Consider the following 2,350-nt stretch of genomic DNA (forward strand, 5'->3'; position numbering starts at 1 on the left):
CGCCGCCGTCGTGCGCCGGGACGGAGAACTAGCCCAGGCGCCGCAGGGCGCCCGCCCGGTGGACCGCGTGCAGCGCGGTGGAGTCACTGCGCACCTTGTACTGCGGGTCCTCTTCGGTGCACAGCCGCCGCCGTCCCATGAACTCGAAATCGGCGGTGTGGACTTCGGTCACTTCACCGGTGACGGCCCCCGTGCGCGAGTTCCACCGCACCCGGTCGCCCACCTTGAATTCCTCACTCATGCGCAGAGTCATAACACTGCGGCGTCCCCGGTGTAACGAGTAGTCGCCCGTATTCGCCCCGCGGCCTGCAGAAACACAGCCGCAGGTTCACACGCGCCTAAGTTACTCGTGGGTAATATGGCGGCATGCACCTGATCTTCCGCACCCTGCTGCTGCTCCTGACCGCACGCCGCCGGAGGCCCAAACTGGACCTGTTCCAGACGTCCTCACTGCCCATGCGCGTTCTGCCCACGGATCTGGATTTCGCGAACCACGTCAACAACGGCATGTACCTCTCGCTGATGGACCTGGGCCGGTTCGACCTGATGATCCGCAGCGGTTTCTGGAAGCTGATGCGCCGCAAGGGCTGGGGCCCGGTGATCAGCAACGAGACCATCAGCTTCCGCAAGTCCCTGGAACCGTGGCAGCGCTACAGCATTGAAACCAGGATCATCGGGTTTGATGACCGCGCCATCTACTTCGAACAGCGCATGGTGGTGGACGGCGAAATCTACGCCAGCGCGTTCATCGCCACCCGGATGCTCTCCAAGAAGGGCCCGGTCAGCAACGAGGAAATCTTCGAGGCCGTGGGCCGCCGCCCGCCCGAAGACCTGGTGCTGCCGGAGTGGATCGCGGACTGGCGGGCCAACGTGGCCTTGCCGGGCACCCGCCGTCCGGCACCGCACGCCTGGGCTGCCTGACCTACCCTTGACTGCCGCGGCCCGCTGACCGAGCCTGAGGGTAGCCGCGCGTCGCGGTGAACAGTGTGCTGGATTCCGGAGGTGCCCGCCATGCGGCTGACCGTGAACACATTCCTCAGCATGGACGGCGTAATGCAGGGGCCCGGCGGCCTGGACGAAGACCCCTCCAACGGATTCGACCGCGGCGGGTGGCTGGTCCCGCTGGCGGATGAGGAAATGGACCAGCTGGTTTCGGGATGGTTCCGGCAGGCGGACGCGCTGCTGCTGGGCCGGACCACCTACGAGATGATGCAGCCGTACTGGGAGCTGGTTACGGACCCGTCCGACACCATGGCGGACTCCCTGAACCATTTGCCGAAGTACCTGGTCTCCCGCACGGTGACCGAGCCCACCTGGCATAACACCACAGTCATCCCCGGAGACGTGGTGCGCACAGTCACGGAGATCAAGGCCCAGGGACACGGTGAACTGCAGGTGCACGGCAGCTACCAGCTGGCCCGCACCCTCCACGACGCCAACCTGGTGGATGAATACCGCCTGCTGCTCTTTCCCGTGGTGGTCGGCACGGGGAAGCACCTGTTCGAGGACGGCGCGGCGCCGTCGTCGTTTATGGTCACAGGTTCCCACGTGACCAAGTCCGGGGTGGTGGCACTGTCCCTGCTGCCGAGGCCGTTTGCCTCGGCTGAGATGCGGCGGAAGGCCTAAGCCCCCCGCCGGGCCAGCAGCACGTTGTCATGGACCACGGCTTCCTGGCCTTCAGGACCCTGGACGGTGCGGGGGATCGCTTCGGCGGTCTCGATAATCCAGCCGCGGGCCCTCAGGCCGAGTTCCTCCGCCAGCTCCTCGGCGGTGGGCAGGGCTGGATCCGGTGCCGGGTGGCGTCCCCACGGCGGAAAGTCCTGATGCCCGACGACGAGGAGGCGGCCGCGCGGTGCCACGGCTGAGACTGCACGCAGCAGGATCGCGTTACGTGGAAGTTCGGTGGGGGAGTGCAGGTACTGGGCGCAGACCAGGTCATAGCCGGGGTCGGTTCCGGGATCCGTGGCGGACCACTCCGCCAGATCAGCCTCAACCAGGGTGACCAGCTGCCCGACGCCGGCTTCCTCAGCGTGCGCAGCGGCACGCTCCAGGGCCACAGCTGAAATGTCCAGGCCGGTCACTTCCCAGCCCTGCTTTGCCAGCCAGACGGCGTCGGCGCCTTCTCCGCAGCCAAGCTCAAGTGCGGTGCCTGGATTCAGTCTTTCGACCTCGCGCACCAGCAGCGCGTTGGGGTTCCCGCTCCACACCTGGGTGCGTTCACGGTAGAACCCGTCCCAGAATTCGTGGGGCGGAGCCGGTGGCTCGTCCTGCGGATCATGCTGATGAGCGGGGTTTTCCTGCATGGTTGAACTCTAGTTCCGCGTGCCGTTGCCACCAAGCCCGGCGGCGC

4 protein-coding genes are annotated in these 2,350 nt (G+C 66.5%); 2 read left to right on the forward strand and 2 right to left on the reverse strand.

From position 1 onward, the window contains the following. Positions 1–28: 28 nt before the first annotated feature. A complete protein-coding gene (locus tag ABFX29_RS06400) occupies positions 29–241 on the reverse strand; it encodes a hypervirulence associated TUDOR domain-containing protein (protein ID WP_152225871.1) in 213 nt (70 codons plus the stop codon). 125 nt (positions 242–366) lie between these two features. On the opposite strand from ABFX29_RS06400, the gene ABFX29_RS06405 reads away from it, so the two are divergent. Then, complete coding sequence (locus ABFX29_RS06405; protein WP_152225873.1) at positions 367–921, forward strand: acyl-CoA thioesterase; 555 nt, start codon at positions 367–369, stop codon at positions 919–921. 90 nt (positions 922–1,011) lie between these two features. Beyond that, positions 1,012–1,626, forward strand: a complete 615-nt coding sequence (locus ABFX29_RS06410) for a dihydrofolate reductase family protein (RefSeq protein WP_152225875.1) — start codon at positions 1,012–1,014, stop codon at positions 1,624–1,626. Here the strand turns inward: ABFX29_RS06410 and ABFX29_RS06415 are convergent. After that, a complete protein-coding gene (locus ABFX29_RS06415) occupies positions 1,623–2,303 on the reverse strand; it encodes a class I SAM-dependent methyltransferase (RefSeq protein WP_152225877.1) in 681 nt (226 codons plus the stop codon). The two genes, ABFX29_RS06410 and ABFX29_RS06415, sit on opposite strands and share 4 nt — an antisense overlap. Between the last annotated feature and the right edge of the window lie 47 nt (positions 2,304–2,350).

The sequence above is a fragment of the Arthrobacter gandavensis genome (genome assembly GCF_039528575.1).
Taxonomy (GTDB): Bacteria; Actinomycetota; Actinomycetes; order Actinomycetales; family Micrococcaceae; genus Arthrobacter_B; species Arthrobacter_B citreus_B.